This is a genomic window from Treponema maltophilum ATCC 51939, assembly GCF_000413055.1.
GTDB lineage: Bacteria > Spirochaetota > Spirochaetia > Treponematales > Treponemataceae > Treponema_C > Treponema_C maltophilum.
The window spans coordinates 489,355-514,887 of record NZ_KE332518.1; the positions used below are offsets into that span (position 1 = coordinate 489,355).

15 protein-coding genes, 1 tRNA gene and 2 pseudogenes are annotated in these 25,533 nt (G+C 50.5%); 7 read left to right on the forward strand and 11 right to left on the reverse strand.

Annotated elements, in window-relative coordinates; genetic code table 11:
* Positions 1 to 37 precede the first annotated feature (37 nt).
* A pseudogene (locus HMPREF9194_RS12050) lies at positions 38 to 169 on the reverse strand (PD-(D/E)XK nuclease family transposase); the annotation flags it as partial.
* Positions 170 to 688: 519 nt separating this feature from the next.
* On the opposite strand from HMPREF9194_RS12050, the gene HMPREF9194_RS02220 reads away from it, so the two are divergent.
* Entirely contained in the window at positions 689 to 1,729 is a 1,041-nt protein-coding gene (locus HMPREF9194_RS02220) for a DUF2804 domain-containing protein (RefSeq protein ID WP_016524739.1), read from the forward strand.
* Positions 1,730 to 1,782: 53 nt separating this feature from the next.
* On the opposite strand, the gene HMPREF9194_RS02225 is transcribed toward HMPREF9194_RS02220, so the two are convergent.
* The 6 genes from HMPREF9194_RS02225 to HMPREF9194_RS02250 form a co-directional block, all read right to left on the reverse strand.
* Positions 1,783 to 1,855, reverse strand: a tRNA-Lys gene (locus HMPREF9194_RS02225).
* A gap of 78 nt (positions 1,856 to 1,933) precedes the next feature.
* A complete protein-coding gene (locus HMPREF9194_RS11750; protein WP_016524740.1) occupies positions 1,934 to 3,103 on the reverse strand; it encodes a hypothetical protein in 1,170 nt (389 codons plus the stop codon).
* Positions 3,104 to 3,144: 41 nt separating this feature from the next.
* Positions 3,145 to 4,023: a hypothetical protein gene (locus HMPREF9194_RS02235; RefSeq protein WP_016524741.1), complete on the reverse strand. Its 879-nt coding sequence runs from the start codon at positions 4,021 to 4,023 to the stop codon at positions 3,145 to 3,147.
* Positions 4,024 to 4,095: 72 nt separating this feature from the next.
* Complete coding sequence (gene mtaB, locus HMPREF9194_RS02240) at positions 4,096 to 5,637, reverse strand: tRNA (N(6)-L-threonylcarbamoyladenosine(37)-C(2))-methylthiotransferase MtaB (RefSeq protein WP_016524742.1); 1,542 nt, start codon at positions 5,635 to 5,637, stop codon at positions 4,096 to 4,098.
* Positions 5,638 to 6,471 (reverse strand): tetratricopeptide repeat protein, encoded by an 834-nt coding sequence (locus tag HMPREF9194_RS12430; RefSeq protein ID WP_016524743.1) that lies wholly within the window; start codon positions 6,469 to 6,471, stop codon positions 5,638 to 5,640.
* An 8-nt stretch (positions 6,472 to 6,479) separates the two neighbouring features.
* Positions 6,480 to 6,845 (reverse strand): bactofilin family protein, encoded by a 366-nt coding sequence (locus HMPREF9194_RS02250; protein ID WP_040846489.1) that lies wholly within the window; start codon positions 6,843 to 6,845, stop codon positions 6,480 to 6,482.
* A 159-nt stretch (positions 6,846 to 7,004) separates the two neighbouring features.
* Between HMPREF9194_RS02250 and HMPREF9194_RS02255 the strand changes: the two genes are divergently transcribed.
* Entirely contained in the window at positions 7,005 to 7,670 is a 666-nt protein-coding gene (locus HMPREF9194_RS02255; protein ID WP_016524745.1) for a bifunctional 4-hydroxy-2-oxoglutarate aldolase/2-dehydro-3-deoxy-phosphogluconate aldolase, read from the forward strand.
* 39 nt (positions 7,671 to 7,709) lie between these two features.
* The gene (locus HMPREF9194_RS02260) at positions 7,710 to 8,735 is read left to right on the forward strand and encodes a sugar kinase (RefSeq protein ID WP_016524746.1); all 1,026 of its coding nucleotides are present in this window, start codon (positions 7,710 to 7,712) and stop codon (positions 8,733 to 8,735) included.
* Between the two features lie 687 nt (positions 8,736 to 9,422).
* Here HMPREF9194_RS02260 and lnt read toward each other — a convergent pair.
* Positions 9,423 to 11,141, reverse strand: a complete 1,719-nt coding sequence (gene lnt / locus HMPREF9194_RS02265; RefSeq protein WP_016524748.1) for an apolipoprotein N-acyltransferase — start codon at positions 11,139 to 11,141, stop codon at positions 9,423 to 9,425.
* Positions 11,142 to 11,209: 68 nt separating this feature from the next.
* Here lnt and HMPREF9194_RS02270 point away from each other — a divergent pair, with 68 nt between their 5' ends.
* The 4 genes from HMPREF9194_RS02270 to HMPREF9194_RS02285 all read left to right on the forward strand — a co-directional run bounded on the left by HMPREF9194_RS02270 (position 11,210) and on the right by HMPREF9194_RS02285 (position 15,944).
* Positions 11,210 to 12,376, forward strand: a complete 1,167-nt coding sequence (locus tag HMPREF9194_RS02270; protein ID WP_016524749.1) for a galactokinase — start codon at positions 11,210 to 11,212, stop codon at positions 12,374 to 12,376.
* Between the two features lie 9 nt (positions 12,377 to 12,385).
* Entirely contained in the window at positions 12,386 to 13,129 is a 744-nt protein-coding gene (gene surE / locus HMPREF9194_RS02275; RefSeq protein WP_016524750.1) for a 5'/3'-nucleotidase SurE, read from the forward strand.
* A 73-nt stretch (positions 13,130 to 13,202) separates the two neighbouring features.
* Positions 13,203 to 13,898 (forward strand): tetratricopeptide repeat protein, encoded by a 696-nt coding sequence (locus HMPREF9194_RS02280; RefSeq protein WP_040846126.1) that lies wholly within the window; start codon positions 13,203 to 13,205, stop codon positions 13,896 to 13,898.
* A gap of 18 nt (positions 13,899 to 13,916) precedes the next feature.
* A complete protein-coding gene (locus HMPREF9194_RS02285) occupies positions 13,917 to 15,944 on the forward strand; it encodes an NHL repeat-containing protein (protein ID WP_016524752.1) in 2,028 nt (675 codons plus the stop codon).
* Between the two features lie 4,924 nt (positions 15,945 to 20,868).
* Here the strand turns inward: HMPREF9194_RS02285 and dinB are convergent.
* The 3 genes and pseudogenes from dinB to HMPREF9194_RS02300 all read right to left on the reverse strand — a co-directional run.
* Positions 20,869 to 22,032 (reverse strand): annotated as a pseudogene (gene dinB / locus HMPREF9194_RS12590) (DNA polymerase IV); the annotation flags it as partial.
* Positions 22,029 to 24,041: a hypothetical protein gene (locus HMPREF9194_RS02295; RefSeq protein WP_016524754.1), complete on the reverse strand. Its 2,013-nt coding sequence runs from the start codon at positions 24,039 to 24,041 to the stop codon at positions 22,029 to 22,031. The gene HMPREF9194_RS02295 and the pseudogene dinB, both read right to left, overlap by 4 nt.
* A 41-nt stretch (positions 24,042 to 24,082) precedes the next feature.
* The gene (locus tag HMPREF9194_RS02300) at positions 24,083 to 25,333 is read right to left on the reverse strand and encodes a sn-glycerol-1-phosphate dehydrogenase (protein WP_016524755.1); all 1,251 of its coding nucleotides are present in this window, start codon (positions 25,331 to 25,333) and stop codon (positions 24,083 to 24,085) included.
* Positions 25,334 to 25,533 lie beyond the last annotated feature (200 nt).

Sequence of the window (25,533 nt, forward strand, 5' to 3'; positions counted from 1 at the left end):
AAAAGCGCAACCAAACAACATGTTCTGTAATATTTGTGCCGTAGGTTTCTTTCAAAAAGGCATTGAGAAAACTGATAAGAGCCTTATTGCCTTCCTCGCCTTTTGAAAACATCAATTTAAATACCCAATCGGTTTTTGGATTTAAGATTTCCGCTTTGTCCTTTTCCATAAATTTATCTCCTTTTGTCTTTTCCCTGTGATGTCTGAATTCAGTGCATTGTCCTGTATATTATTAGGTTCGGTTGACAAAAAAAGAGAGTTTTTCCGAAAAAAAACGCATATTTTTAATTAACCGTGTTTTAAAAGAAAATACGCCGATGCGTGCCGCAGCCTTTGCTCTTCTTTTTTCCTTGCAATGAGCGCCCGGCCGATATATAATGTGAATGACGGGTTTTGTAAATGATTGATAAAATTAAAACTGCGATTTCAGCGAGGCTGTTTCGCTCGGCGCGGTTGCGCTTTTTGGGTAAAATAACCCCGGAAAAACGCTCAAAGCGCCTCGCGAGCCGAGCCTCGCTTTTTCGCCGTTTTATTTACACTGTAACATAACAAAACGCGCCATTCGATGCAGCCGCAAAAGAATCCGTATATTGGAAAATGACGGGTTTTGTAAATAATTGATAAAATCAAAACTGCGATTTTTGCGAGGCTGATTCGCTCGGCGCGGTTGCGCTTTTAGGGGGATGCGATGAATCACGAAGTAACGAACACAATCGATCTTTTGGATGCCGGCGGCCGCATTATCGAAGAAGGGTGGGCGCGCCGCCCCGTATGGAAGTACGACCGCTCAAAAATTAAAGCGGGCAAACTTGCGATAAAAGAATGGGACTATTACAGTATTACGAATGCGAAAGCCCAATGGTCGCTCAACGCGACGATCGCCGATTTGGGCTTCGGCGCTTTGTTTTCGGTTTCGTTTATAGACTATAAGGCGCGCTCCTTTGCGCAAAAGGATACGATGAAATTCTTTACGTTCGGGAAAACCGGTTTGAGCGCGAGTTCCGCCGAAGACAACGGCGTTTCGTTCGACGGCAAAGACCTGAGCCTTTCGTTCGAAAAAAAAGGAACGTCGCGCTTTTTGAGCATCCGCGCACCGAGCCTGATTTTGGCAAACGGAAATGCCGGCATAGACGCCGAACTTGAATTAATTCAAAACGCCGATCACGAAAGCATGAATATCGCCACTTCGTGGAAGGAAAACCGTACCTGTTTTTACCTTAACGAAAAAGTAAACTGTATGCCGGTCGGCGGCAAAATAAAATTCGGAAGCGAAACCGTCCGGCTCGAAAAGAACGAAGCATGGGCCGTACTCGATTGGGGACGCGGCCGCTGGACAAGAAAAAACCGCTGGTTTTGGGCAAGCGGGAGCGGCCTTGCGGAAAGCAAACCCTTCGGCTTTAATCTCGGCTACGGTTTTACCGACCGGACGCCCGCCAGCGAAAACGTCATCTTTTACGACGGTAAAATCCATAAACTTGAAGACGTATTTTTCCATATTCCCGCCGAAAGCTATCTTAAGCCGTGGGTTTTTACTTCGTCGGACAAGCGCTTTGAAATGAATTTTGTTCCCGCGGTCGACCGTGCCGGCAGCACGAATTTGGGCGTCATTCAAAGCGTACAGCATCAGGTTTTCGGATATTTTACGGGGAATGCGGTTCTTGACGACGGCAAAACGATTCACATAGAACATTTTCCCGCCTTTGCCGAAGACGTGTACAATAAGTGGTAGGCTATGCGGGCATAAAAAAACCGTTTGCAAACGCGCGTTTACAAACGGTTTTGTGAGCCACACGTGATTCGAACACGTGACCCACGCCTTAAAAGGGCGTTGCTCTACCTACTGAGCTAGTGGCCCGTTGCATTTTTCGGAATTGAATGCTCAACCAGCATAGCCTATCGGAAAAAAAGAGTCAATACCCTTTTGCGTGATTTATCAATATTTTATGGACATCGAAAATCCCGCATTCAGCTGCGGATTTGAACCGGGCTCCAAACCGAGTTCTTTGCCGAATACCGAAAAGTCCGTTTTGAATTTTTTGCCCAAATTCAAACCTATGCCCGCCGCGGGGTACATATCGTGTATGCCCGCCCTGAGCGCAAGCACCTTGTTGAACAAAAGCACTTCCGTTCCGAACGATAATTCGAGAATCGGGTTGCGGTATATTTTTTGCTTGGTAATAAGCGGCCAAATATTGTTGTAATCGGCATACACGGCCCATTCGGGAACAATGTTGCCCGCCCATTCTTTAACGGGAATGTCGAACCGTGCGCCGAAACCGAACTTTGAGTCGATCTTGCTTTGCTCAAAAGCGCTTCCCGCTCCCGACTGAAGCGCGCCGAGGTCGGCATAGGTTTTGGTCCATACCGGCGAATATACGTCCTGCCACACGGCCGCAAGGCTCAGAGCGCCTATTTTATATTGCGCGGCCATGTCGAAACCCGCTCCCAAAGAAAGGTAATAGGGGATATTGTTAAAAGAGCCGTTTATAAGGTCGGTAACCGCCTGTGTGTATTCGGTTTCGAACTGCACGCCGGCGCGTCCGGAAACTCCTATCGATAATATTCCCGCTTTGTCCAAATCGCAGGGGAGGGCATAGCCTGCAACAAAAGCCAAGCCGGAACCGGCGCGGATGTCCGAGCGCGAAACGGAAAAAACGTTGACGTTCGTATAGGTTGTGTTTACAAAGCCCCAGCCGAAATTATTCCGGATGGCGCCGAAGGTAAGCGGGCCGCCGATCCGTTCGCTTGTGTTAAAACCCGTATCGCCTATAAGGTCGACGACTCTATTCATAAGCGCCTGCTGGTCTTTTGTGTCGAGTTTTTTTATAATAATATCCCAGGCAATCTCATTCATTTTAGTAAGCGGACCGCCCGTACCGAAGGCGACGATGGGCGGCCACAGCGTTTTGCTTTCGGTAAATGCAAGGGCTGCAGGGTTTGAAAACAGCGTATAGAGCGATGAAACGTCGGCGTAGTGCGGGCCGCCGAAGGCTTCCGAACGGGTATCGACCGGTTCGATGCGCTGCGGTGCATACGCAAAAAAGGAAACGCAGCTGAAAAGAAAAATCGTGCAAAAAATACTTATTTTAATTGTCTTACTCATAATATCCACCGATAGCTTAACCTAAAAATGCTTTTAATAATTTATCCAAGGGAAAAAAATGCCTTTAATAATTTATCCAAGGGAAATCTGCCGCCGACTTTTACCGTAGCCGGCTCGATAGTTCTGCCTACGGGATGACCGTCGGAGTCCTCTGCAGCCGCATCTCCCGATAACAGTTTGATTGCCGACACTGCAGCCGTTAATGCCGTCCTGTTTGAAGGGGTTCCGATCGCGTTCGGCGAACCATTTGCGCCGAGCATGGCTTTAACGATATCGCCGGCCGGCATTGTTTTAAAATCGATGACGCTGCCGCCGGGAGGAGGCGGAGGTGGCGGAGGCGTCGAGGTTGTAAATTCTTGAATTTTCTCTTTTATCTTTTCATGGCCGACTTGTGCCGTAACCCGAATCATAAGCGTAACTGCGGCCGTTGCCAGCTTTCCCTCATCGGTGTTTTTCATTACCGCGGGGTCGCTTAAAAGCGTTGAGGCGGCTTCGGTGTCAAAAAGCTGTACCGCGGTTATGAGTTTTTGTACAAAAGCTTTATCCGACTCCTCCGTCGCTCCGCTTTGCCCGACTTGAAAGGCTTCGGCGGCGATCGTTTTTAAGTTTTTAATCGGGAAGCCCGCATCGGGCAATAAATCGAGGAATTGCTCTTTTTCCTTGAGGGAAAGGTTTTTCAATTCTTCTTTGTTTTTTTTGCCCAAAAGTTCAAAGGTCGCAGTTAAGATTTCACTGTCGGCCGTATAGGTTGTTTGCGAAAAGGCAATCAATTCGCTTGCCGAAAGATTTTTCAAAGTTTCTCTCGGGTCGCGCCGCGCTCCTTTTGCAAGCGATGTCGTAAACATTTCGCACGAAAAAAACAAGACGCAGACCGTACAAAGGGCGCTATACAAACACACATTAAAAGTAATCTTTTTCATTATAATCTCTCTTATATGTATAATATCTCATATTCGATAAAAAAACAACAAAAAAACGGGAAATGTAAACAATTATATAAACGACGCGAAAGCTTCGCATTCTTCGCCGTGCAGGCCGCTTTCGTGTACGGCATCTATGCGAAGGAACACTTCTTGTCCGCCCAGGTTTTCATACTTCGAGGCGGGAGCCGGTTCCCGCGCTCCGTTTTGTATTTGCACGTGCAAAAAATTTTCGGTAACGGCGCGCAGCTGGCCGATCCGGTATTTTTCGACGACGGCTTTAAAATCCTTTCCGACACAGCTTTCTATATACGCTTTTTTTTGCGCAAGGGCAAGATTTGAAAGCTCGCGTATGCGGTTTTTCACTTCGCTTGCGGGAACGGCGTTTTTCATCGAAAAAGCTTCCGTTCCGGGACGGGGCGAAAACGGAAAAGCGTGTATCCATGAAAACTCGCAGGTGCGGCACAATTCGAGGGTTTCGTTAAAATCGGCTTGTGTTTCGCCGGGAAAGCCCGCAATAATGTCGCATGCGATAAAGGGCTTTTTTTTGATGCGGCGAAGGTTTTCGACGGCGGTGTATACGCTTTGCGAGCGGTAAGGCCGCTTCATCGCGCTCAGCACGGCGTCGCTTCCCGATTGCACCGAAAGGTGAAAGTGCGGTCTTACGCGTTCGTGCGCCAAAACGGCGCAGAGTTTTTCATCGACGATTTGCGGGTGCAGGCTCGAAAGCCGCAGCGATATGGCCTTTGTGTTGTCGAGCAAAAAGCCGAGCAGTCCGGTTATGCCTGAAAAACCGTATTGACCGAGGTTTACGCCCGTCAGCACGACTTCGCGGTGCCCCATTTTTTCAAGCTGAAGCACGCGCGACAGCACGGTTTCGGGATCCAGGGATACGGAAGAACCGCGCGCAAGGCAAATGCGGCAGTATGAACAGCGGCTGTCGCAGCCGTCCTGTATTTTGAGCGAGGGGCGTGAATGCTGCAAAAAGGTATCGGTCGAAAGGGCGAAGGCCGCTCCCGCCGTTTGTACGGGTGCCGGCGCCGATTTTGCAAAAACGGGTTTGAGCCTTTGCGTTTTGCCGGCTTCATCGGATTCACGGGCGTCTTCAAAGCTTTGTGCGTACAGCCGGCGCAGTCCGTCTGCCAGGGCAAGCGGAAAAGACACATTCTGGGCTGTGTTTTCTGCTTGAATCCCGGCCGGGCTTTGTGAATCCGTGCGGCGGTCTATAAATGAAGTTAAAAAGGCGGGAAGTTTTACCAAAGCGTCTTTGCTTTTGCCGCCGAGCACGGCGATTCTGTCGTCCATGGCAAGCAAGAGGCTTCCGTCAAGCTGAGCGTAACAGCCCGTTACCAAAATCGCGGAAGCCGGATATTTTTCCAAAAGTAAACGTATCATGCGGCGGCATTTTTGTTCGGCTTTAGCGGTAACCGTACAGGTATTTACAATGCACAGCACCGTATCCGTGTCGACCGGCGATGATGCGGCAACACCTGCCATGCGGCAGTCGAAACCGCGGTCGGCGAATGCCCGTGCCGCTCCTTCCGATTCTATTTGATTTAATTTACAGCCGAGCGTTTCGAATCTGACGACGCTCTTTTGTGCCGGATCACGCACTTATAACCGGGCGCGGACCCTGTCTCTGCCGCGCAAAGCGTCGGCTTGACCCGCGTTAAGCTCCAAAGCTTTTTCATATGCCGTCAGCGCCAAAGCGAAGCTGCCCGCCATTTCGCGCGCGTAGCCGAGCCGCGTCCACCAATAATCGTAAAGCGACTGCGTACGCACCGCCTGCGAAAGCGCGATGTCGGCATGGTTGTAGCGCGCAAGCCGTATATAGATTTCGCCCATAAAATAATACGCTTCGCCGAGTCTGCCGCCTTTTTCGCCGACAAGCGATACGTATTCCTGAAAAAGCGCGAGCGCTTCGCGGTTTTGTCCCAAAAAATATTTCGCTTCTCCCAAAACTTCAACCAAACGCTGGTCGTAGCGGGATATTTGCCGCCCCTGCAAAGCCCAGTATTCGGCTTCGGAATATTGACGGTTGCGCACGAGGCTCCAGCACAGCACCACGTATGATTCCACGTTACCGGGCTTTTCGGCTATTTCCTGCTCGCAGACGGTAATCGCTTCGCTGTAGCGCCCTGCCGAATATAATTTAAGCGCGTCGGGTCTTTGCCGCTGCGCACTTTGGACATTTTGTGTACTTTGTGCCGCGGGAGTACGCGGTACGGAAGGTGCCGCCGGAGCCGTTTGTACCGGCGGCGTGTTTTGTACCGTCGCGGGAGCCGTCGGGGCGGCCGGTGCCGGCTGAACCGTTGCGGGAGCGGTCGGCGATGCCGGGGCCGAAGGCGTTATCTGAACCGTGTTTTCGTTTGCCGGAGGATTCTCCTGCGCAAAGCATGCGGCGCCGATAAAACAAAGCAAAATAAAATAAAGCGTATTTTTTTTCATTCGTACCCTCATGTTGCCTGAAGCATCGTACAGCGGCCGGTAAAGACGCTGCCGGGTTCAAGCACCACTTTTTCCGATGTAATATCGCCCGTAACGGAACCGCCGGATGTTACAAACACCAAGCCTTTCGCTTCGATGTTTCCGGTAACCTTTCCGCGCACCAGTACGCGTTGAGCGACGATATCGGCTTTGACGACGGCTTGCGTATCCACAACCAAGTCGCTCGTTGCATGAATCGAGCCGTCCATGCTTCCTTTAATCATAAAGGGTTGGGCAAAGCGGATCGTGCCGGAAAAAGTTATGTCGGAAGCCAAAACGGTGTCGAAATCGTCTTCTTCCAAATCGAAAAAATCGGTATCTTTTACTTCAAACATCGCATAATAATACACTGAACAGCGCTGCGCAGTCAACACGATAAAATGCCGACCCTCTAAAAGCTCGGATTCAGATCTTCTTCAATATGTGTGAAAAACGGCGTTTGCGGATAAACGCATAATGTGCTATAATAGTCGCCGATAAACGAGAGGTAAAATATGAAACCCGTTATGGACGAATCTATTCAGCAAAAAATAGCGCGCAACGGCATCGTTGCGGTGTTGGAAATCGATTCGGAAAAAGACGCCGTTCCGGTTGCGCAGGCTTTGGTCGCAGGCGGCGTAACGGCGATAGAACTTGCGCTGCGCACCGAAGCGGCCGAACCGTCGATTTCTTTAATCAAAAAAGAAGTTCCCGATATGATGATCGGAATCGGAACGGTGATTTTGCCCGGACAGGCATCGCGCGTAAAAGAACGCGGAGCGGTATTTGCGGTTTCGCCGGGCTTAAACGAAGCGATTGTGCGCGAAGCGCAAAACTGCGGTCTTCCGTTTGCACCCGGAGTTTCCACCGCTACCGAAATCGAAGCGGCTTACGCTTTAGGCTGCACCTTTTTAAAGTTTTTTCCGGCCGCGCCCTTGGGCGGCGTTTCGTATTTAAAGAGCGTGTCGGCGCCGTATAAGCATTTGGGCTTACGTTATTTTCCGCTCGGCGGTATTTCGGAAGACAACATGACCGAGTACGCTTCGCTTGCACAGGTGAGTGCCGTCGGCGGCACGTGGATCGCTTCGCGCGATTTGATTCAAAAAAAAGACTGGGCGGAAATAGAGCGCCGCGCTGCGCGCGCCGTCGACTTATGGAACAAAGCGCGCCTTTCGCACTGAAGCGAAACGGAAAATAAGTGAGAGTAACGGAGTTTACTTATGGATAAAACGATTGTTACATTCGGCGAAATCATGATGCGTTTAAACCCGAGGGGCTTTAAACGCTTTGTACAGGCCGACGAAATGGAAATAAGTTACGGCGGCGGCGAAGCGAACGTTGCCGTTTCTTTAGCGAATTACGGCTTAAACGCCCGTTATGTAACGAAGCTTCCCGTAAACGAATTGGGACAAAGTGCGCTGAACGAGCTGAGGCGTTTCGGCGTCGATACCTCGTACATTGTGCGCGGCGGCGAGCGGCTCGGTTTGTACTTTATCGAAAAAGGAGCGAGCCAGCGGCCTTCAAAGGTAATTTACGACAGAAAAGATTCGGCCTTCGCTCTTTCGAGTGCGGGCGATTTTAACTGGGACGACATTTTTAAAGGCGCCGACTGGTTCCATTTTACGGGCATTACCCCCGCTTTAAGCGCTTCTCTGGCCGATATCTGTCTTGAAGCGTGTAAAAAGGCGAAAGAAAAAGGCTTGACCGTCAGCTGCGATCTTAACTACCGCAAAAAATTGTGGACAAAAGAGCAAGCCTGCAAGGTTATGTCGTCTTTAATGCCCTATATCGATTTGTGTATTGCGAACGAAGAGGACGCTTCCGACGTGTTCGGCATTGCGGCCGAACGTACCGATATAACCGGCGGAAAACTTGACAGCGAAGGCTATGTCGGCGTTGCGAAAAAACTGTGTGAACGCTTCGGCTGCAAAAAGGTCGCTATTACGCTCCGCGGCAGCATTTCCGCAAGCGTAAACGAATGGGCCGCTATGTTGTACGACGGAACCGAAGCTTTTTTTTCAAAAAAGTATACGATTCGGATTGTTGACCGCGTCGGCGGCGGCGATTCGTTCGGTTCTGCCCTTATCTATGCGCTGCTCGAAAACTACGGCAGAGCCGATGCGGTGGAGTTTGCCGCCGCCGCTTCCGCTTTAAAGCACACAATCGAGTACGATTTTAATCACGTATCGGTCGATGAGGTAAAAGCGCTTGCCGCAGGCAACGCGTCCGGACGTGTACAGCGTTAAAAATCGGACGTCCTGTCCGATTTTCAACCCGAGTTTTGACAGGCTTACGCCTGCCAAAACATCGATTACTGACGGTTTTTGCGGCATCCGTGCCGCGATCTTTAAATTGTCCGATATGGATGTCGGCAAAAGTTGTAAATAAACGAGTTTGTCGTAAGGCAATTCTCTCTAACTTTCCTACAACTGGAGAAATCTTTCCTACACCTTGCGGAACTCTTCCGGCAGATAAAATCTTTTGGTTTCAGAGTACTTTCGGTTTACCGGGGTATCAAAACGGCTGTATTATGCTTGACCGTAGGGAAAAAGTATGAGATGCTTACACTGGCAGGGAGTAGCGGGCGATCAGACGGATCACATATTCATTCGGGGGTATATGTACCAAAATACAATAATCCCTTGTATATATGGCTTAAAAATAGTGACTACGAGTTAGAAGACCGAGAGCGAGGATTGTTTTATAATCCGTATGAATTGGATATGAATAAGTAGTGTAGAAAGGAATTTTGGTACAGCAAATTTTAGATATAGAGAAAGAATAACGAAGGAGGAGCGGACAAGGAAGCTAACTTCTAAAAAACGAAGATGGGTAAACATAGGAGCGTCGCGCTAAAGATGTATGTAAAACAAAAGCTTAAAAATGCATATGGAAACTTGACCGTCCGCGAAGTGCTGCCCAAAAACTTCAGTCTACCGCTTTTGCCGACTTCCCTTCATTCCGAATCCCCGGGTACCGGCATAAAAGGCTGCCCACATGAAAAGCAGCAAAATGGGCAGCCAATCGCCGAAGCGGGCGTAAGCGGTAACCGTACGCTCGTAAATCGGCACGTCGTATGTGCCGGCGGTTTTTTCAAAAAGCGGCAGGCTGTACAGCAGGCGCCCTGCAGGGTCGGTTATGCTCGTAAAGCCCGCGTTTGTACAGCGCACGAGTGTCGTTCTGAATTCCTGAGCGCGGTACGAAGCGATCGCAAAATGCTGAATTTCTGCCGAACCGGTTTTCGACCATTCGTCGTTTGTCAGATTAAAAAAAACTTCGCTTCCCGCAAAAAAAAGTTTGCGGCACACGGAGGGAAAAGCGTCTTCAAAACAAATGGGCGTACCGGCCTTTACGCTGCCCGCTTTAAGCGGAAGTTCGAAGACGGTAAACGCTTTGCCGGGAGTCCATCCGCTTGAAAAACCGGCAATGCTTTGCATAAGAGTTTGCATCCAGCGCGTGTCGGAATAAGGGATTACTTCGGCAAAGGGAATAAGCTGAACTTTGCCGTAAAACGCGCACCACGAACCTTCTTTGTCGAAGTAGGCCGCCGCATTGTTGAATTCGCGCATGCCGCTTGCAGAGCTTTTTGCCTCGGACATGGCCGTCAATTCCACCGGAGAGCCGGTAATGAGCGGCACCCCGTTCTCCGCAATAAAAGGAAGAAGGGGATCGCTTTCGGGATAGTCTTCATAAAAAGTCAGCGCATTCGGCAGCGCATAGGGCAGGGTGCTTTCAGACCACAAAATAACGTCGGGTTTGTCAACAAGGTTTTGCGCGTCATTCAGCTGTTCCCGGGTAAGTGCAATCGCGTCTTCCAAAGCGTTTTCGCCCTGTTCGGAAAGCCATGAATTGAAATTCGGCTGAACCAAAACCGTGCGCACGGTTTTTACGGGAACGCGCATTTCGGTATACCGGCGGATGCCGTAGATACAAGCGAGCATAAAAAGAACGACGCAAAAAGCGGCCGTGCGCGCGTACGAAAAAGATACGGCCTTTGTTGCTCCGCGGCTGTGTACCGGATTGCCGATGCCCGTCGGATAGCCGGAGTACCGTTCGCCGCCGCGCGCAAAAAGCGAAAGTCCTTCGGCTATAAGCGCGTTAAAAAGCGCGAATAAAAAGCTTATGCCCCATGTTCCGGTAATATCGACAATCTGCGTTACAAGCTTCCACTTCCACGCGCTCATAACCAGCGTGCCCCACGGATAGGCTAAAAAGCCGGTCGACTTTTTCCATTCGTAAATTGTCCACAGCGCGGCAAAAAGTAAAACGCGCACGGGAACATTAAAGGGCTTAAGCCCTGACCGCTCGGCAAGCGTGTCTTTGTGCGTCAAATAAAAGGGCGCAAAAAATAAGCCGCCTAAAAAATAGCCGAACACGGCGTACACCGCCGTTGTCGCTCCGAGCGTAAAAACGGCAAAGTCCTTAAAATAACCGAGCCAAAAACTTGAAAATACGTGCGTACACAGCATTTGAAGCGCGGTCAGGAGCCCCGCGTTTTTAAAGGAATTACACTCCGCAAGCGCCAAGTACAGCGGAACGAGGGCGAAAAGTCCCAAAAGGGGCGAGCCGAAGAGCAAAAACTCGTTTTGTATGGCAAAAGCCATAATTATTGAAGAAAAAAGCGCATAAAAAACTTGTAAAATTCCTTTCATTATATTATCATCATACATGATTTCGTTTCTGAGAATCAATACAACGCATAGGTGGTAATCTTGCAAAAATGAAGCGGGTAATCGAAATTCACAAAAAGGAATATGATAAAAAACCCGATGTCGTAGTTTCCGCTCCCGGACGTTTTCATCTTATCGGAGAACATACATGGTACTTCAAAGATAAAACCTTATCGATGGCGATTGATTTGCCGGTATTTATTGCGGCATCCGCCCGTCAGGATTCTTCTTTGCGGTTTTATTTTCATCAAATAAACGAGCGCAAGCGGGGCAATGTTTCCACGTTGAAATTCCGCAAGGAAGACAGGTGGGCAAATGCGCTGAAGGCCGTTATCGCCGGTTTTAATTCCTGCGGTTTTGAATGCAAGGGTATGAATGTAACCATTTATACCGAAATACTGCCGTCGGCGGGATTCGGCATAACGACGGCGATAAAGGTTGCAACGGCGCTTGTGTGCAAAACCCTTTTTAAACATCCCTGTTCCGATGCGCAGATTTTGCAAGCCATAGAACGCGGCAACAAATTCTTTTTGAATACCGGAAATTATATTGCCGATCTGTACGCCGCTTTATATGCACAGCCGCGTACGTGTTTGCTCATCGATCATTCCAAAAATACGAGCACGCCGCTTCCTTTCGAGTTTGAAGGATACTCCGTTTTGCTCACCGACGCCCGTGTGCCGCGCGTTTCGGTGTGGGACGAAGAAACGCTGCGCATTCCCGAAAACTTTTTGCTTATGGCCGAATTGAAGCTGCAAAAAAAAGGCTTTTGGGTATACAACGATTCCGACGTGGAAATCAATGATGTACTTTCCGTTGTAAACGAAGACACGAGGCGCCGCCTTTTATGCGTTATGAAAGAACACAACGCGATTATGGATGCGGCCGAAGGACTGCGTACGGGAGATTTTTCGCTGTTTGCGCGCGCCGTAAACAAGTCGCACGAATCGATGCGCGATTTGTTTAATATTTCATGTCCCGAAATCGATTGGCTTGTAAAGCGCGTGCTCGAGTTTGAAGTAACGTCGTCGCGCAAGCCGACCGCCTGTTCGCGCATTACCGGAAAAGGTTTCGGCCGCTGCTTATATACGATTCTTAAAACAAGCGACGTGGAAGAATTCAGAAAAAAAACGGCCGAATACGAACGTATTTTCGGCTTTCATCCGGTTTGTTACGAAGTAAAACCCGCAGGCGGGGCAGCCGTACTTTTAGCTTGAGAGGAATGCATGACTGTTTTATTGACGAACGACGACGGCTTCGGGGCCGCGGGTTTGGAAACGCTTATTGAAATTCTTTCGCCCGACCATACGGTATACGTTGTCGCCCCCGACAAGGATTGTTCCGGCGTTTCGCACGGCTTTACGATGACGCAGCCCCTGCGCATAAAAAAGACGGGAGAGCGCATGTTTAAATGTTCGGGGCTGCCGGCCGACTGTACCGATGTGGGAACAAAGCGCCTTATGGACAAACTTCCCGATGCCGTTATTTCGGGCATTAACCGCGGCGGCAATATCGGAACGGATATTTTGTATTCGGGAACGGCCGCCGCCGCACGCCAAGCATCTTTACACGGAATTCCCGGAATCGCCGTCAGTTTGGAATCGAAAACGGGCGATTGGAACTACGGACCGCTTGCCGCCTTTGTGCGCGACAACTTGGCGAACCTCATCTCTTTGTGCGCCGAAGACGTCTTTGTAAACATAAACGCGCGGGATCTGCCGTCTTACAAAGGGTGGCGGATGACGGTTCCGGCAAAGCGCGATTACCGGGATTCGGCCGAACTTTGGGATGCGCCCGACGGGCATTTATACAGCTTTTTTAAAGGCGGCACGGCACTTGCGCCCCTTAAAGCGGATAACGATTATACGGCGGTTCAGGAAGGGTTCATATCGGTAAGCCGCGTTTTTGCCCAGCCGTGCAGCGCGGGCGGCTTTTTCGACATCCCCGACGATTTTTTTAAGATGCCGTAAAAGTAAAATTAAAACGGGATTTACCGCAGCGCATTTTTATGGTACAATGAATCGGCATAATAAAGGGAGGATTATGGCGGAAACTATGCGGGACGGTATTGACTTGTACCGTTCGGGTAATTATACCGATGCACTGACTCTTTTTTTGTCTTTGCCTGCACCGGATGCGCAGTCTTTCGACGAAGGCTCGGGCGGTTTCGATTTGGCGTATTACATAGGTTTGTGCTATGCGCGCCTTGAACGCTACGACGAAGCCGTTTTGTATCTTGAGCAAGTGGTTACCGGCGATGCCGTACCGCAGCGCGTAAATCAGTGCCGGTTCGCTCTTGCCGTTATATACAGTCTTACCGGGCGCAGCCGTTTGGCCGATTTCGAGCTTCAGCAGCTTATAGCCGGCGGATATAAAAGCGCTCAAGTATATGCCGCCCTTGCCTATGTTGAATGGGGCAAAAAAGAAACTTCCAAAGCCGTAGAATATTACGAAAAAGCCCTCGAGTTGAATCCGAACAGTCCCACCGCTTTGAACGGGCTCGGCTATGTTCTTGCCTGTCTCGGAAAAGACCTTACGCGTTCTTTGTCGCTGTGCAAGCGGGCACTCGATATGCGGCCCGATTCCGCCGCTTTTTCGGATTCCGTGGGCTGGGCTTATTACAAACTGGGCCTCACAGGCGAAGCGAAAATGTACATAAAAAAAGCGAAAGAAAGCGGAATCAAAAATGCCGAAATCGAAGAACATTACGCGGTTTTGTTTGACGAAGATGTACAATAGTTCGCTCGGGGGAACGATATGAAAAAAACTGTTTTGGCCTTTGCTTTTTTATTCTTCTTGATTCAAATCTTTATTCCGGGTGCGATTTTTTCCCAGCAGACCTCAAGTCCGACTGCCGCCGACAGGGGAAACGCCGAGCAGGAATTCCGCCGCGGCGTTCAAGCATGGTACCGCGGCGCGTTTAACGACGCCGTCATTCAATTTGAAAAAGCCCTGTCGTATCTTCCGACCGAAAACCTCATACTCGATTGGCTCGGCAAAGCCTATTACCGCTCCGGCATGGAAGGCGCCGCTTTACAGGAATGGAAGCTCGCTTCCGAAGCGGGCTACGGCGGACTGTTGTTGCAAAATAAAATAGAAATCGTGCAAAACCGGCGCATCGGGCAGGAAAGCGAAGCATCGTTCCGCTTTACCGAAGCCGGCACTTTTCCCGGAAAAACCGCCGACGGCGTGCACTTCAGTCAGCCCCTGTCGCTTTTGACGCAGGACGACGGTTCCGTTTTGCTTATCGCCTACGGTTCGAACGAGATTTTGCAGCTGGATGTAAACGGCTTGATTGTAAACCGCATACGGGGCCCCTTAAACGGATTTGACCGTCCCGTAGACATATTGCGCCAAGCGAACGGAAACCTCCTCGTTTCCGAATACGCCGGCGACCGCCTTTGTCAGCTTGATCCGCGCGGACGCTTTATAAAATACTTCGGCTCGAAGGGCAGGGGCGCGGGACAGCTTATCGGCCCGCAGTTTTTGGCGCAGGATGCTTCGGGCAACGTATATGTAAGCGATTACGGAAACGGCCGCGTGAGCGTTTTCAGCGCCGATGGCGAAGGGCTGTTTTCTTTCGGCAAATTTTCTTCGCCGGCGGGCATTGCCGTTGCCGACGAGCGCGTGTTTGTCGCCGACGCTTCTACGGGAGCCGTTACCGTATACGATACCGCGGGAAATTATATCGACAATCTTACCGAAAAAGGCGTTCTTTCCCGTCCGGAAGCGCTGCGTTCGCACGGAAGGTATCTTATCGCGGCGGACACGAATAAAGTGCTGGCCTTGGACCGTTACAGCGGCGCCGTCAACGAAATTGCGCGCACGGGGAACGCTCCCGTCCGGCTTACCTGCGCGGACATGGATTCAAACGGCAACATTATTGCCGCCGATTTTAAAAACAACGAAGTGGTTATTCTTTCGCGCATGTACGAACTTATCGGCGGGCTTTTTGTGCAAGTCGAGCGCGTGTATGCGGACAAGTTTCCGTCCGTTACGCTTGACGTGCGCGTCGAAAACCGCAGCCGCCGTCCGATCGTCGGCCTAAAAGACATAAACTTTCTTATAACCGAAGAAAAACGCCCCGCCGCCGAGCAAAAGCTCATCGGCAGCGCCGACTCGAACGATGTGTGCGATATAAGCATTATTATCGACCGCAGTTACGATTCCGCAAAGTGCCGGCAGGAAACGGATACCGCGGTAAGGGAAATCGCTTCGGCAATGAAGGGCAGGGGAACGCTGCGCATTGTGTCGGCCGGCAAAGTGCCTCTTGTTGAATACGCGGGAAATCCTTCCCGTATGCAAAAGTTTTCGTCGGCAAACCTTAAAACTTCTCCTTCGGCAACCGTCGCCGTCGATTTGGCCGTGCGTCTTGCCGCAAACGATTTAATCAACGCCGAGCCGAAACGGGCGATCGTATACTTGAGCGCGGGCGGCGCAAAAACGCAGGCGTTTACAAAGTACGGTTTAGCCGATATAAGCGCTTACCTGAATAACAACGGTATTTCCTTTTTGAACGTTTCGCTCGACCGGCAAACCGTCGCCGCCGAAATAGATTACCTTACCCGCGAAACGCCGGGAAAACACTATTATATATTCAGGCCGGAAGGAATCGCTTCGCTTGTGAAGGACATTATCGCTCTTCCCTGTCCCATATACCGATTTTCGTACATGTCCAGTTTGCCGACCGATTTCGGACGCGCATTTTTACCGGTGGAAATCGAAACCTACCTGCTGAACCGTTCCGGCCGCGACGAAACGGGCTATTTCGCTCCGCTCAAATAAAGTTCGACTATAAATACGGCTAAAAGCGTATTTTTGCCGAAAGTCCCGCGTTGTTTTTTATGCCGAAAGAAGCATCGTAGAACGATATTTCCGTTCCGAAAAACACGCTTGCTTTTGCGTATGCGTTTATGTCGAATTCGGCACTGTGGCGAAAGCCGTATGTTTGCAGAATTTTGTTTTTGTTCGAGCCGCCCGTTCCCAGTGAAAGCGTAACGGCATCTTGCCGCCGGATGTTTCCCGCATCCGCTTCGTTTTTTGTGAGCCGGGAAAATAAAAACACAAACGCGTCTTTTACGATGCTTGTTTTTCCGGCTCTGTCCCACAGCGCCTCGAATTTGACATTCCAAATGCTTTCCGTGTCGGCGCGGTATTCCGCCGAAAAACGCAGCTTGTCGCTTTGCGTAAAAAACAGCATAAATTGATTGTACCCCGAAACGCCGAAACGATAGTTCGAAAAATCGTTTTTGTCCGTTTTGTATATGAATGTAACCGAAGACACCGCTTCGTCCTGTTCGTACCAATCGGCCAGCCGGTACGAACCGAATCGGCCGAAACTGTTAAAGGCGGTAAAGCCGAAATTCGCTTTGAATTGAAGCGTGTCGCTCGTATCCGAAGGAGAAGTTTGCACACTGCGCGCGGCCGAAAACGAAGCGCGCGAAGGCACGACGATATCCCACGGCGAAACGAACAGGGGCCGCTTCCACGAAAGTTCCCACAAGCTTTCGTACGAAGAAAGATTCATGCCGCTTTGCTTCATTTTTTTCGGAAGCTCGACATCAAAAAAATCGTACACGGGAATCACGTATGCCCACAGGCGTTTGTCGGTAAAGCGGGCGTATGTTAAAACGTCGCGCGCATAAGAGCCGCCTTTTTCGACCGGCGCGGACGAAGACGATTTTTTTGTCCAATCGGCGGAAAATTGCCAGCGGTTTATGCTGAACGGAAAACTGAAAACGGCGCAGTCGGAAGCCGTGTTTTCGGTTTTTGCCGAATTTGCGTATGCGTTCCGCACGCTTAAGCGGAGTTGCGGCTCAAAGCGGTTTTCCGCCAAAAGCAGTTTTTGGTTTAAAGTAAAATCGATGTTCCGCTTATCGGCGTTTTTTTCTCCGGCCGAAAACTGAATCTTTGAAACGTCGAGCCACGACGAAAAATAATCGGAAAAAGAATAATCCGAAATCTTAGTCCGGTTTGTTTGCCCGTACTGCAAAGCTTCCAGCCGCGCTTCGATGCCGTATTCGAACCGCTCTTTTTTTAGCGAATAGCGGCTTTCAAACGACGCTTCCTGTTTAAGAAACCGAGCGGACACGTTTCCCTCGGTTTTAAAAGCGAACGAAAGCGGTAAGTTCACGGCGGAAAAATCGAGCGCGGCTTTTTCCGTTTTTTTTGCACCGCCTGCTTGCGGCGCAAAAGAATACTCTTCGCCTGCGCTCAGCAAACGGGTTATAAAAAAGACCGGAGTCGTTTTAATGCTGTGAGATGCGCTGTGCAAACTGTATGTATTCGCGGTCGTAGCGCCGCTCGGGAATGCCGATGCAGGAGACGCCGCCGGAAATCCTGCCGAAAAAACCGCCGCCACGGACGTTTCCATTCCCGCAATATCCGCTTTTATACGGCTGTCGGCGTAGGCGCCTATTTTCGGCATTTGCGCCGCATGCTTTAAATTGCCGCTTCGCACATCGGCGCGGATTTTTGCCGTAAACTGCGGATTCGCCGCAAGCGGAAAACCCATTACGGACACTACGGTGCCGGCTTTTTCCCAGTCGAAGGCAAACACGTTTTCGAAGTTGAGCCGGTAATCGCTTCCCGTTACATGCACTTCATCGATATACGCGCTGCCGTTTGCGGGGTTTGTCGCGTCGGATGCACTGAAGGCGAACTCGATGCGGTTCGGGGCAAGCCTCGTATCACATGTTTCTACGCTGAAGTCCGGTGCGCTCAGTTGTGTGCCGTTTATACTCAGCGTGCGCCGGTTAAAATTGAATACCGCTTTTTGCCAGCCTCCGCCGTGCGCGGCATCCGGTATCTTCTGCATTCCCGTTTTGGTAATCGTGAAGTCTAAAGCCGTTTGCGTACCTTGCGCGCTTTCGCTTTCAAACTTGACGGAAAACTCGGTCTTTTGAGATTCTTCTATGTATATAAAAAAGACCAATTCTTCGTACGAGGAAAGGGCAAGGGCTTCCGTGTAGCGGTATGCACGGACTTCTTTCCCGGCGGCCGGAATATTCCAGCCGAAAAACTGCGCGCTGTTCGTTCCGTCGGGATTAAAGCGGAGCATGTCCGCGCTCTGCGCAACGGGCGAGCTTTGTTCCGCCGAACGGAGCAGGCAGTCTGCGGGAACGGAAAGGCCGAATTCGGCGCTTCCTATTTCGCATGCTCCTACCGTCAGCGTACCTGATGCGGTGCCGGAAGTACTGCGGATAATCAAGCGTGCGTTTTGCGATTGTGCAAGCTGCAAGCGGTCTTCATCGCGGAGGTACACGCTCACTTTTTGCCAGCCGTCGTCGCCGAGGTTAAAATGTTTTTTTACATCGCCGCCGGCCGCGTCGGCTTCGGTTATGCGCCATGTAGGAAGCGGCGTTTCCCCATCGATAAGCTGATTTTCGCTTGCGCCGAGCTGCAAATAAATCTCGTAGTTTGCCGGCAAAGATACGGGCGGCTCCATTTTAAGCCGAATACTGAATTCCCGCGCCGAAGCCAAGGCGCCGGCGGCACCCCTAAAGTCTATCGTGCGCGCAGCCCAATCGTCCGTGTTTTGTAAAGCCCAGTTTATGCGCACCGCATAACCTTCCGTATCCGCAAGGCGGACCGTTTCGGTTGATTGTATGGCGATTTTGTGCGCAAGGTCCAAACCGGGAAAAGGTTGCGGGGGCGGTTGCGGCCGCTGTTTGAGATGGGGGACAAGGGTTTCGGGAAATTCGGCGTCGGCTTTTTTCGTCAGCAAAATCTTTCGGGGCTTTGAGCCGTCCATACCGAGAATGCGCCTCGTACCGGTTGTGTCGGGCATTTCAAACGAAAGGGCCGTTGTGTTTTTAAGCGAAAAATCGTTTTTGCGCCAATCGAATTTTGCCGCCGCACTTAAAGAGCCGGGAGCATCGGAAGAAGATGTGCTGTACGAGTCTTTTTGCGCAAGCGGCCACAACAGCGATGAAGAGGCGTCGAACAACAGATTTTCCGTAAGCCGTTTTTGAATACCCGCCGCCGCGGACAAGCGCCCCGAGCGCGCACCTTCTTTGTGCTGCTGCCAGGTAATGCGTACGGTTTCGAAGGCGAGCGGCGGATTGAGCGGATGTACCAAACCCGTTTTTGCGTCGTAGCTGAAAGCCGTATCCTTTATGCCGTTGCGGTACATAACAATCGAGCCGGGTACCGCTTCCGTTCCGATGTCGAGTACGTGCGAAACCGAAGACGTTTGCACCGCGATAAAACTCGGTATTGTATTGCCTTCCGCTGCGGGCGCCTTCGGCGTAAGGTAGATAAAAGGATTGTCTTTTGCGGCAGGATAGCGTTCCGCCGTCCGTGCAACGCCGGCTTGCAGGGCGGGATCGACGGCGCGGTTAAAAAGACGGATGTACTGCGTTCGCTTTGCAAAAAAGTCGGTTCCGCCGAAGGCGCCGCCGTACGAGTTTTCGTCGGCAACGATTGTACCGTAGGAGGCTTGCTCTATACCGGATGCCGACACGACGCTTGTCTGCGTGCTTTGCACATCAGACGAAAGCGCATACAGCGAAGAATCCGCAAAGGGCGAAAAAAACGGCGGGTACTGCAGAATGAGCGCGTGAACTTTTGCGGCGGCGCCCGCTTTGCCGATTCGCGTAAAAAAACGGTCTTGAAACGTCGGCGACGGATTCGACGAGGTGGGCATTGCGGGCGGATACGAATAGTCTTCCAGCGCGGGATTCGGGGACGGAAACGGAAACGGTGAAAACCATTCCTGTATGTCTTGTAAAAAACTGCCGTCGGTACCCGCCGCGGAGAAAGTTCCCAATTTATTTACGATTTCCGTTTTTTCCGCACTTCCGTCGCCTGAAGAAAGAAAATCGACGAGGATTCTGCCGGAAACCTTCTTTGCCAAGATGATTGCGTTCGACGAAGGCAAAATCAAATAATCGGAAGAGGAAAGTTTTTCGTAAACGTAACCCCTGTCGTCTTTGTAATTTCCTTTGTCCGATTCGACATACACGGATGCGACAAGGCTTGCACTTCCTTCGGGCAGTACAAAGCGTGCGCCTTTTTGCCAGTCGGCCAAACCGATTTTCTTTTCGTTAAGCTCGTTTGTTCCCGACCATTTTTTTTCAAAACTTTCGAGCATATCGTAGCGCAGCAGGGCGTCGGCTTGCCAAGACGGGCTTCCCCAATGTGCCGTAATTCCCGGCGCCTGATCGGATGCTGCTCCGGCTCCCTTGCCTATATCGTCTATGCCGTAGGATCCCGGAAAAGAGATGCCGCGGTTACCGACTCTCACATGGCGCAAAAAACCCTCGCCGTAGTAACCTGCGGCTACCGTACTTTTGGCGTAATTGTCGGCGATCGCCGCTTCAAAATACCATTTGCTTTGCAGCAAAAACCACACGGTTAAATCCGTTTTTTGCGTAAAAACGGGAGGGGTAAACGTAAAAGCCGGCGCTTGATTTTTCGACCCCTTTGTTTTCGATGAATGGAGCGGAAGGTTCAAGCCGAAAGACGTTTCGAGTTTTGCTTCCCAACTGCCGCGCGCATAAAATTCCACTTCGGGCGAATCGGGTGTAAGCGAAAAAACGGCAACGCGCGAAGCAAACGAAAAAGGCTTGGGCGTAAAGTCTTGCGCCGAAAGACCGCGGATTCCCGTCAAGGCGGCCGTGGCGACGAGCAAAAAAATTGCCGGAATGTTTTTAGGCTTGATTTTTTGCGCGGGCGTTTTGTTGGGCTGCAGTTTTTCTTTTGCGTGCAAAAGGCGCGCTTTTTCTATGTGTATGGCGGGATTTTTTTTTTGTATACCGATGACGGCCTTTTCGACCGCGGCCTTTTTTTTCTCGCCGAAATCGAACAGTTCTTTTTGAACGGGCGTATCGCCGCTTTCAAGATTTTGCGCGCCGAGCCCGAGTAAACGTATGCCGCGCCCGTTTTCGTATTTTGCATCGAACAGGGCTTTGGCGCGGCCGTATAAATCGTCCGCCGAAGATATAATCCGCTCCGACGTTCCCTGTATACTGACGGTTGTAAAATCTTCGTAGCGTATTTTTACGTGAACGGTTTTGCTCGTCCAGCCTTCGGTTAAAAGACGGTACATAAGTTCCCACGACAGTTCCAAAAGCGCCGTGTCGATTGTGTACCGGTCGGTTAAGTCGAACGAAAACGTATGTTCCGAACTTATCGAACGGCTTTTCGCTTCCGTGTCGAAGGTTTCGACTTCGCAGCCGCGTACGGCACGGTACAAAAAACTTCCCGTACATGAGCCGAACAGGCTTTGCAGCAAGTTGAGCGACGCTTTGTGAATGTCGCGCGAAGAATTGAAACCCGCCCGCGTAATTCTGTCGAGGGTTTTTTCGCCGATACCCCAGATTTTTTTAAGCGGCAGCGAAAGCATGAATTTTTCTTCCGCGCCGTTTTCGACGATATATAAGCCGTCGGGCTTCGACAAACCCGAAGCGATTTTCGCAATGTATTTGTTTGACGCCGCTCCGATGGAAATCGTCAAGCCGGTGCGTTCGGCCACTTGCGCTTTAAGTTTTTTTGCCGCTTCTTCCGCCGTTCCGAACAGGCGTTCCGTTCCGCTCATATCCATAAACGCTTCGTCGATCGACATTTGCCGTATTTCGGGAGAAAATTCCGACAAAACGGCCATGACTTCCTGCGATTTTTCGTGGTAGCGCTTCATTCTTCCGCGCAAAAAAATTGCCGAGGGGCACAGCCGGAACGCTTTGCCTATGGGCATCGCCGAATGTACGCCGTATTTACGCGCTTCATACGAACAGGTGGAAACGACCCCCCGCCTGTCGCCGGGCAAAGAACCGACGATGACGGGCTTGCCCCTGTATTCGGGATTATCCAGCTGTTCCACCGAGGCGAAAAAAGCGTCCAAATCCACATGAAAAAAACAGGGTGCGCTCATCGTTTTGAACCCGCTATCGTGTATGCAAGTTTTTCGGTGTGTATGCCGTTCGGCGTTTGCACATATGCCGTAACGGTACACAAAACCGTTTTCACGCCTTCGACGGAAAAGCTCAGCATAAAATCCTGCGGCGGATAATCGTCCGGGGCAAATACCGCGGTAAAGGGTTTTGCAAACATGTCGTACGGATAGTTCGATTCAAGAATCGGCAGCACTGTTTCCGAAGTTACTTCCATATAATAGCGGACAACAGGCATTTTCGATGTCAACGTAAAAGTCATAATGCTGCGCCCGAATTGCACGACGCGCTCCGGAACAAGCGAAACCGACCGTACATTTTTTGCAGCGTCGAGCGCTTCGCGCTTTTTTTGTGCGGAGCGCATAAAAGAAAAAACGCCGAAACAGACCGTAAAAAAGCAGACGAAAAAAAGTAAACCGTAAAGGGCGTAAATGCGCATCTTTCTTTTTGCTTCGTTTCCGCGCATTTTCCATAATTTGAATCGTATTAAAATGCGAATGCTTATAAGCAAAAAGGGCAGTAAAAGCGCCGCGTATAAAAGGTCGGTAAAAAAATCGGCACCGCTTATAAAACGGCGCGTCAATTCCGAATCAAATTCGCCGACCGCTTTTATAAACGGAATGTACGGCACCAGCATAAAAAGCAGGCAAAGCGCAAGCGGCACGACTTTGCGCACGGTGCGCGAAATATACACGATAATATATTCGGCGATAAAAATCGGGATGAGGGTAACGTCTACGGAGGCGAATAAAAAGATATTCAAAAAGGCTGCTATCGAAAGCTGATAGCCGTATATAAAACCCGTCAGGGGAAGTTTAAAAAGATAATAGACGAACGGAAAAAATCCGACGATAAAGAAACAAACGGCAAAAGCGGTTTTTACGCCGAGAAAAAACAAAGCCGAAACGCCTTCTTTTCCGATGACGGCGCCCGTGATGAATTGCGCGGCAAAAAGCAGCAAAACGGCGGCGGCCGCTGAAAGCGGAATTAAAAACCACGTGCGGAAAAATTCTTCGCGGTGTACGTGGCGGTGTTCTCCGCGTATAAACGAAAGAATAAAAAAGAGAAACAGCGTAACGGCCGCCGAAGCGACCAAAAAGAGAACGTAGGTTTTTTCGGAAATCCAAACAACGCGGTTAAAAAGACGGAACACGCTGTAATGAGTATCGTCATGAATTGTCTGCGAATCGCCGTATTCATAAATGCAGTTTTCAACGACGCTGAACACTTGAGCCCGGTTGCGCTCATTCATATGGAACAAAACGGCCGGAATGCCTGACGAAAGCCATTCCGAAACGAGCGGTTCCGCCCTTATTAAGCCAAGCCGATATAACGATAAAAAATGCGCGTTTATATAGTAATCGGCTTTCGCCGCGGCAAACGCGTTTACGATAACCGAAAAAAACGAGCGCGGAACGACGGTACCCTTGCCGTATTCTCCCGTTCCGCCGGGAACGATTTCTATAAGTTCCGTGCGGTAAGCGGGAAAAATGCGGCCGCGCTCGGCTGTGCGGACGACAATTGCCGCCGTATCTTCTTCCATGTTCAAATTATCTATATAGGTACGCGTTCCCGCATTTTCATTTACGTTTTCGTGTAGTTTTTGCGCCGTTGCGGCTGCCGGGCTGCAGTCGTTCGCCGTAAAGACGAATTCGGCTTGAAAATCGCTTTGCTGCAAGGAAAGCCTTTGTATAAATGCACCGATGTCGTCCAGCATCGGTTTTGCCTCCTGCTGCGGAAAAACGACAATCAGTTTTTTTTCGCTCTTCCCCTTATTGACCGATACGATAACATTGTACGGAAAATCCTGCGACAGCGTATTTTGCAAAAGCTGCCGCTCCGGATTCAAACCTTTGTGCGCAAAAAAATCGTACAAAAAATCGGAGTACAAAGCCTGTTCCGACTTAACCGTTTCGGCTTGCAAGGGAATCGAACTTTGAAAGGCCGCGAGCAAAAGCAAAACGCACGCCGCTGCGGATACGGACTTCATAGGAACAGCATAACGGTAAATTCGCTTTACGGTCAACACCCCTAAAGGTCGAGCATTCTTTTTATGCGCATGAGTGTCATGCGGTTGCGCACGGTAGGCGAAAACTCCGCCAACAAAGGTAAACCGTCGTCCGGGACGCCGATTTCGCCGAGGCTTTTTTTTGCATGAATCGTTTCGTACAAACGCAGCAGTTCGTTTTGCGAAGGAATTTCGGCGACAATGCGGCGGATAGCAGGCCATGTGCGTATGAGCGCGTTTTCGTCTACCTTCGCCATGCAGTCGTTTTTGTTTTCTTCAAGTACCGACGACACCAAATCTTTTCCGTAAAATTCTTCGAGTTCGGAAACGCGCGGGAACGCGTAGGGTTTTACAAACGGACGAATATCTTCGGTGTGCGCCAAACGCTGATAGATGCCGGAAACGAGCATTGTTCCGATCCCGACTTTTTCTCCGTGCAGGGCGGTAAATCGCACGGGAAGGGCGCGGGGCGACATTTCGATAAGGTGGGAAATGTGGTGTTCGGAACCCGACGCAGGGCGCGAGTTTCCCATAAGCTGCATGGCAAGGCCCGATAAAATAAGCGCATAGGCAAGTTGTTCGATCGCATCGGGATCGCGCTCGGCCATTTTTTTGCAATCCTCGTGGACGGTCGTAAGCGCTTCCCGCGTCATCCGCTCAATAACGGGGCAAAAGAATTCGCCCGCAAGTGCGTGCGCGATTTTCCAATCGGCCAAAGCCGTGTATTTGCCGATAATGTCGCCGATTCCGGCAAGCGTCAAATCGAGCGGCGCGTCGCGCAGTATGGCGGTGTCGGCGATAACCAGTTCGGGGGCGACGCCGCTCATCGTTTTTTTGTAGCCGTGCCAAGTCATCGCGCATACGGTTGAACAAAAGCCGTCTACGCTTGCCGCCGTGGGACACGAAACAAAGCGCAGATTTTTTTGTTTTGCGCAATAGCGCGCGATATCGTGGATTGTTCCGCTTCCGACGGCGGCGATAATTTGCGTATCGGCTTCGAGCGAATTCAAAACTTCTTCGACGGCTTTTTCGTTCGCATGCAGGTTTTCAGGATTCAAAACGATTTCGCAGTCCGCTTTCGGTTTTGACCGGCCGACGGCTTCGTATGTGTGAGCGTCGTACAGCGCCGCTCTTTTTCCGCGAAGGCCGTATTCGTTTAAAAATGAATCGAATTTTTTAAGACAGCCTGCTTCAATAATCGCCGCCTTTGTGCTCATCTCGTGAACGCGTCCGCATGAACAGTGCCCGTTCAGTGTTTTTCCGTCGATAATCATGATGCAAGCATAACGGCGAAACCGTGTGCCGTCAAGGTCTTAGGCAGGGACCGGTATGAACCGAAATTAAAACATAATGAGTACACATACGCCTTTGCCCGCGTGTGGCGGAAGAAATAATAATAACAGAGAAAATAGTAATAATATGTAAAGAAATGTAAGCGTTTGACAAAGTTTTCAAAGACTAGTATATTTAGGGT